At 66.3% G+C, this 6,826-nt stretch carries 6 protein-coding genes; 2 read left to right on the forward strand and 4 right to left on the reverse strand.

All coding sequences use genetic code 11. From position 1 onward, the window contains the following. The first annotated feature begins 49 nt into the window (after window positions 1-49). Both AC1DJN_RS19385 and AC1DJN_RS19390 read left to right on the forward strand, forming a co-directional pair. Entirely contained in the window at window positions 50-826 is a 777-nt protein-coding gene (locus AC1DJN_RS19385) for a C40 family peptidase (protein WP_032975044.1), read from the forward strand. Window positions 827-1,057: 231 nt separating this feature from the next. Further along, on the forward strand, window positions 1,058-2,410 hold the full coding sequence (locus AC1DJN_RS19390; RefSeq protein ID WP_025876078.1) for a sigma-54 interaction domain-containing protein: 1,353 nt from the start codon (window positions 1,058-1,060) through the stop codon (window positions 2,408-2,410). 85 nt (window positions 2,411-2,495) lie between these two features. Here the strand turns inward: AC1DJN_RS19390 and AC1DJN_RS19395 are convergent, their stop codons facing one another. The 4 genes from AC1DJN_RS19395 to AC1DJN_RS19410 all read right to left on the reverse strand — a co-directional run bounded on the left by AC1DJN_RS19395 (window position 2,496) and on the right by AC1DJN_RS19410 (window position 6,824). Then, window positions 2,496-3,785: a transporter gene (locus AC1DJN_RS19395; RefSeq protein WP_478039848.1), complete on the reverse strand. Its 1,290-nt coding sequence runs from the start codon at window positions 3,783-3,785 to the stop codon at window positions 2,496-2,498. A gap of 45 nt (window positions 3,786-3,830) precedes the next feature. Beyond that, window positions 3,831-4,583, reverse strand: a complete 753-nt coding sequence (locus AC1DJN_RS19400; RefSeq protein WP_032975046.1) for a hypothetical protein — start codon at window positions 4,581-4,583, stop codon at window positions 3,831-3,833. A gap of 13 nt (window positions 4,584-4,596) precedes the next feature. Beyond that, window positions 4,597-5,301, reverse strand: coding sequence for a C39 family peptidase (locus AC1DJN_RS19405; protein ID WP_025876073.1), 705 nt, complete (start codon window positions 5,299-5,301; stop codon window positions 4,597-4,599). Window positions 5,302-5,441: 140 nt separating this feature from the next. Then, complete coding sequence (locus tag AC1DJN_RS19410; protein WP_025876071.1) at window positions 5,442-6,824, reverse strand: hypothetical protein; 1,383 nt, start codon at window positions 6,822-6,824, stop codon at window positions 5,442-5,444. Window positions 6,825-6,826 lie beyond the last annotated feature (2 nt).

Consider the following 6,826-nt stretch of genomic DNA (forward strand, 5'->3'; position numbering starts at 1 on the left):
GCTTTTACAGGGCATGATGCCCCATCGTTTTTTTCCTTGTGACCGACGCGTGACGACAAACGACCCGACGTGCCAAGGCCAGACCGCCGCTTCTTCGCGTAGTGTCCGCCCGCTTCTGCTGGGCCTGGCATTGTGTCTGACCAGCCTTCCGGCCTGGTCGCAGTCCGCTCCCACCCGTACCGATGCGCCCCCGGCTGCCACCGCCGAGGCCGCCCCCCGCGCAGCCGCCAAGGCCGACGCCACCGCTCCGCAGCGCAGCCGCGCCGATGCCGCCGCCAGCGCCACCCTGGCCGCCCTGCTGCCGCACCTGGCCGCCAATGACACCATTCCCCTGATGGACCGCTCGGCCATGGTGGCCGGTGACCTCAGCCGCCTCCTCGCCAATTACGACACCAGCAGCGCCGCCAATGGCAGCGTCGTGGTCGGCAACGCTGCCGACAACGGCAAGGTACAGTCGTTGCTGCGCCGGGCCATGACCCTGCTCGGCACCCCGTACCGTTGGGGCGGCAGCAATCCGGACAGCGGCTTCGACTGCAGTGGCCTGGTCGGTTACGTGTTCCGCTCGGCCCTGGGCATCGAGCTGCCGCGCGTCTCGCGCGAAATGGCGCATGACGCCAATGCCGAACTGATCAACGACCGCGCCGCCCTGGCTGCAGGCGATCTGGTGTTCTTCGGCCGCAAGGGCCGGGTCGACCACGTCGGCATCTATGTGGGCGATGGCCGCTTCCTGCACGCTCCGAGCACCGGCAAGGACGTCCGCGTCGACACCCTGCTCACCGGCTACTGGGGCAACAAGTTCATGCAGGCCCGCCGGGTCGACCTCTGATCCGGGGTCATCTGCGCATTGCCTGAAAAGCCGCTGCCCTGCAGCGGCTTTTTCATTGGGCGGCTGGCCGTAACCGGGGCCGCTGGCCGCTGGCCGCCGCTTGCTGCGTTGGTCCTTGATGTCAAGGTTGCAGTGACCGCGACAGGCCGACCGTGTTCGGCCACAGCATCCCGGCGCGGGGCGGCGCGCCGGGTGCCCGGCTGGGCCGCCCGTGTTGCCTGGGGGAAAGGAATGGCGGCAAGCCTGGAGATTCCATCGCGTTGCGCAATCTGGTTCGGCCAACCGCAGGCAGCCGAGCGGGGTGCGCTGGCGGCGGCCGGTTGGCAACTGCGCTGCATCAGCCCTGCCCCTGCCATGGCCATCGGCCTGCGCAGCCGCGACCACCTGGTGGCCATCGTCGATCTGCGTCACCTTGATGCCGACGCCGTGCAGCTGCTGCTGCCGTGGATCGAGCGGCATCACCACCTGCCCTGGCTCGCCGTGCTGCCCCCTGGACTGGGCAGCGCTCCGCCCGCGTGGGGGCCGCTGCTGCGCGCGTGCCGCGACCAGTTCGCGCTGCCACTGGAACTGCACGATCTGCTGTCGGCAATGCAGCGGCAATCCGAGGGCGACGACGCGTTGCCGCACATGGTCCGCGAGTCCGGCAACCTGCCGGCGCTGATCGGCGACAGCACCGCCCTGCTGTCGGTGCGCGCCTCCCTGCATAAATTCGCTCCGGTCGACCTGCCGGTGCTGGTCACCGGCGAGACCGGCACCGGCAAGGAACTTGCCGCGCAAGCGCTGCATGCCTTGTCCGGCCGTGCCGGCAAACCGTTCCTGGCGATCAACTGCGGCGCGATCCCTGCCAATCTGGTGCAGTCCGAACTGTTCGGCCACGAGCGTGGGGCCTTCACCGGTGCCGCCCAACGCCGCATCGGTCTGTTTGAAAGTGCCCACGGCGGCACCGTGTTCCTCGATGAAGTCGGCGACCTGCCCGCCGACGCACAGACCAGCCTGCTGCGGGTGCTGCAGGAGGGGACGCTGGAACGGGTCGGCAGCAACCAGCCGCTGCGTGTGGACGTGCGCGTACTGGCAGCCACCCACGTCGAACTGGAACAGGCGGTGGCCCAGGGCCACTTCCGTCGGGACCTTTACTACCGCCTCAATGTCCTGCGCTTGCCGATGCCCGCGCTACGCGAACGCGGCAGCGATGTCCTGCTGTTGGCCGAGCACTTCCTGCGCGGCTTCCGCCAACGCCACCCCGGCCGCGCACGCGGGTTTGATCCCGGCGCACGCCAGGCCATGCGCGGGTTCGACTGGCCCGGCAACGTACGTGAGTTGTTGAACCGCGTGCAGCGGGCAGCGATCGTGGCCGAAGGCGAGCTGATCAACGCCGCTGACCTCGACCTGGCAGAGCCGGACGCCCCTGCGCGGCGCGCGCTGCTGCAGGATGCGCGTGGCCAGGTGGAGCGCGATGTACTGCTGCAGGCCCTGCGCCAGCATGGCTACAACGTGTCGGCGTGTGCGCGGCACATGCAGATCTCGCGGGTCACGATATACCGGTTGTGCCGCAAGCATCATCTGGAGCTGCCGGCGCAGCGCTGACAACGCAGGCCCCTGCGCGGCCGGGCATGCACCGACACCGGCAAAGCGCGGCCATGCAGCGCCGCGCCATGCCGGGCTGCCGCGCTTACAACATGTACGGCACCTTGAATGCCAGCGTGAAGTCCGGCGCATCCGGGGTCAGGCCGATGCCCAGCAGCGTCACCAGCGTGGTGTGCTGGTTCAACGCGTAGGTCACGCCGAGATTGAGCGAGGCCGYATTGGCATCGCTGCCGATCACCTTCACCCATTCACCGCCCTTGAACCGGGTCGAGGCGCGCGTGCTGATCTTGTCGCTGAAGGAAATGCTCAGGCTGGTGCGCTCGTTGAACGCGAATGCCACGCCGGCACCGAAGTACACCGAACCGCCCAGTTTCACATCGCCGGGGTTGACCGTATCCGGGTTGCTGTCGATATCGCTGAAACCGCGCGGGAACGAATGGATGTAGCCGGCGTTGGCGAACAGGATCGCCGGATCGGCGGTCTTCACCATCGATACGCCCAGGTTGGCCTGCCACACGCCGTTGCCGGTCGGCTGTTCCTGCGGCACTGCGAAGCGGATGTAGTCATCGTCATCGCGCTCGATTACTTTCCAGTCCAGCCCATAGGGTGCGCGGCCCGTTGGTGCGGTAACGCCACCGGTCAGCACCGTCTCCGGGCGCCAGCCGCGTTCGGAGAACAGCCGGTAATTGGCACTCAGGCTGACATCGCCGATGCCGCTGCCGTTGGTTTCTTCCTGCGCGATCGCCGCCGCAGCACCGCCGGCACCGCCTTTCTGGTAGACCGTGCGCCGTGCCAGGTACGGCACGTCCATGTTCAAGGTGAGGTTGGGGCTGACGCCCCAGCGCGCAGCCAGGTTGTAGGTCAACGAATCGGATTCGACGTTCTCGATCGCGATGTTGCCAAGGAAGATCGCATCGAGGGCGAGGAACCCGTTGAGCGTGAGCTGCTTGCGGTCGTAGCGCGCATAGGTGAGGCCGTTTTCGATGGTGAACCGGCGCGAGAACAATGCCGCCTGCTGCTGCTTGACGTCATCCACGCTGCGCCGGGCCTCCTGCTTGGCCTGCTGTGCCTCGGCCGCGCTGCTGGCATAGCCTTCGCTGCTGGGCGGTACCGCGGATGCCGCAGCCGGCGCCAACGGCGCAGCGGGCGTCGCACCGGGGCCTGCGCGACCACTCAGCCGCGCCTGCATCGCCTGCACCTGCATGTCCAGTTCGCGCAGGCGTCGTACCTCCTGTGCGTAATTGACCTTGAGCTGTTCCAGTTGCGCGATCAATGCCTGCATGTCGGCGCCATCACTGGGCGCAGGCTGCTGGGCGAAGGCAGTGGCCGCCAGCGCCGCCAGCGCCAGCGGAGTAAGCCGGTAGAGAGTGTGCATGTCGGTGACCTGCGTTGTGCGTCGGTTCCCCCCGACCAGGCCGTGTTACTGGCCTGGGCCCATGCCGCGGTTCATCCCGATCGCCTGGGCCACGTTCTGGCTCAAGGGCAGGTTGTTGGCCGCGGTATTGCGTACCAGCTCCAGCTGCAGCCGGTTGCTGGCGGTCTGTCCATCGCCGGCCAGGGCAATGCCCTGCCCCACGCTGCCATTGCGGATCCACTGCTGTACCAGGCTCTGCCCATCAACCTGCAGCAGCAGGCGCGCCTGGTTACCATCGAGCATGGCGGTGGCAGTAGCCCCGCCCTGCTGTGCCTGTGCCATGCGGCTGCCGTCATCGCCCAGTGCGGTCGGCACCGCGCCGTCACGCACGGTCAGGGTGGTCACGTTGCGTGCGGTGTTGCCATCGCCGGCCACCTGCACGCTCTGCACCAGTCCGCTGGCATTGGCCAGGCCGGTACTGTCGATGCTGCGCCCTGCCGTTGCCGGCAACGGTGCGTCAGCGGCGGTAACCTGCACGCTTGGCTGGAAGCTCAGCTTGGGTGTGCCGCCATTGCGGAAATCCATGCCCAGGGTCAGCGCGCCCTGCACCACTGCACCGTTGGGGCCCTGCCACTGCGAAATCATCGTCACCCCGAACCAGGCCACGTTGTTGCCGCCMACGGTGTAGCGGCCGCGCATCAGGTTCAGTTCGGGATCGGGTATTTCCTTCAGGCCTCGCCCCGGTGCACCGTCTGCCGCCATCAACGGCGACACCGGCAACATCAGCAGCAGAGCGAGTACTACACGTTGGCATTGCATGATCGTGCCTCCTTCAGAACAGGTCGGCGTGGCTGAAGCCGAAGTCGACCAGTTCGGCGTCGGTGATCGGTCCCTGCCGCGCATACAACGCGCGGGCACTGGGCCGTTCGCTGGGTTGCAGCAGCACCGTATTGCGATCGAAGTCGCTGCCGATCACGACGAAAACGGCGCGTGACGGCCAGGCGGCACTGAACTCGGCCAGTGACAGGCTGCGGTTGCCCAGGATCGGATCGGCCACTTCCACCACCCCGTCGCGCACCTGCTTTAGCACGACGAAATGCCGGAAGCCGCGTACATCCATCAGCACCAGTCCAGGAACCCGCAACGTGCGCAGGCGCGATTCATCGATGCGATAACCGCGTCCACGCATGCCCAGCGATTCGACATAGCGTTTGATGTCCAGCAGTGAAAAACCGCGTTCCTTGACCAGCTGTGGATCCGATACCCCCATCATTCCCTCGATCACCGTCGCCTCGGTGGTGTCCAGGTGGTAGGCATAACGCAGGATGGTGGCCAGAGCGGCCGCCCCGCAGCTGTAGTCGGTGTGCTGCCGCACCAGGTTGCGATAACGCCGCTCCTGCATGCTTTCCACCTTCTGCTGCAGCAGCGCGCCATTGGGCAGCACCCCGCTGAACACCACCTCGCCTGCCCAGCCACATGCGCTGGTCAGCAGCAGCAGGCAGGGCAGCAGACGCAACCACCAGCGATGACCGGCCATGCCGTTCTCCACGAGAAGGAAGGAGCCCCTGCCCCAAGGGGGAGGAGGGACAGGGGCCCCCGGGGGAACCCGGCCATTGGCGGATGGCCGGGCTTGTTGCGCTCAACGCAGGTTCGCTGCGAAAGCGGTCACACCGTGGATCACTCGCCGCCGCCGGTCCCACCGCCGGTGCTCGGCTGCGCCACGGCCAATGCCAGGCTGTTGGCCTGCAGGTTGCCGGTACCCGATGCCACGTTCACGCCGATGTTGCCGGACGCGCCGGAGAACGCGCTGCCGGACAGTGCCGAGGTGTTGGTCGCATTGACGTTCACCCAGCGGGTGGTGCTGACCGTGCCACTGAGGCTGGCATACAGGTCGGCCACGCCCAGCTCGACGAACTGGCTGGTGCCGCTTTCACGCGTATCGAAGCCCAGGCCACCCACTCCCGGCCGGTTCGGGTTCATCGTTGCATTCTGGATCTCGTTGTCCAGATCGATGTGCCCGGTCGCATTGCCACCCGGATGCGGCAGATCACCACTCCACGAATCGAGGTAGTAGTTGGCCATCTGGTAGGCATTGCCGGTGCCGCGATAGGTACCGGCACCCACGGCCAGGGTACCGCCTGCGACGCGACCGCTCAGGCCGACCTGCACCGTATCGGTGTAGGACTGCACGAAGCCGGCGTTGGACACGGTGTTGCCGGTGGACACCTGGTTGGAGCTGATGCTCGACTGTGCCATCGCACTGGTTGCCACCGAGGCTGCGAGCGCGTTCTTCTGCTCGTTGTTGTTGCCCGAGGCGATGTTCACGCCGATGTTGCCCGAGGCACCGCCGAAGGCATTGCCACCGAGGCCGGCGGCGTTGGTGACGCCGGAGTTCATGGTGGTGTTGCCGAAGCCGGCCTGGTTGACGAACACCTCGGCGTCGGCCATGCCGAAGCTGAAGGAAGCATCCGCAGCGGACAGCGACGCAGCATTGTCCTGCGCGTTGTTGTCGCCGGCCACCACGTTGAAGCCGAGGTTGCCGGAGGCACCCGCACCGACATCATCAGCGATCGATGCACTGTTGGTGACCAGGCTGTTGCCGGTGAGGTTGTTGCTGATCGACTGGCGGTTGTCGATCACGGCGATGGCTGCCGAATCCAGGTCGATGTCACCGGTGATGGTCGGATCGCCGGAGAAGTTGATGTCCGAGCTCAGCCGCAGATCCTTCTCCAGGTTCACGTCGACGCCGTGGTTGTTCTTTTCCTTGCGCTCGTCGGCCTGGATGTTGCTGTTCTTCTGCACCTGCTCGTTGACGTTCACCGTGCGGGTACGGCTCACGTTCGAGGTGTCGGTGTTGTTGCGTACCGTGGTGTTGGTGCGGGTCCAGTTGCGGACTTCGTTGTCGGTATGGTTGTGCGTGTCGTTGCGGGTTTCGGTCACGACATGGTTGTGGTTGATGTTCGCATTGGCATTCTGGTTGTCCCAGCCATTGGCCGCAGCAGCGGTCGAGGCAGTGGCAATTGCCATGGCGAGTACGGTCTTTTTGACAGTCGCTTTCATGG

The sequence above is a fragment of the Stenotrophomonas sp. 05L414_2 genome (genome assembly GCF_056397905.1).

Coding starts and splice junctions, on each gene's coding strand:
- AC1DJN_RS19390 (WP_025876078.1), top strand. CDS start 1,058: ATGGCGGCAAGCCTGGAGATTCCATCGCGTTGCGCAATCTGGTTCGGC.
- AC1DJN_RS19405 (WP_025876073.1), bottom strand. CDS start 5,301: ATGGCCGGTCATCGCTGGTGGTTGCGTCTGCTGCCCTGCCTGCTGCTG.
- AC1DJN_RS19410 (WP_025876071.1), bottom strand. CDS start 6,824: ATGAAAGCGACTGTCAAAAAGACCGTACTCGCCATGGCAATTGCCACT.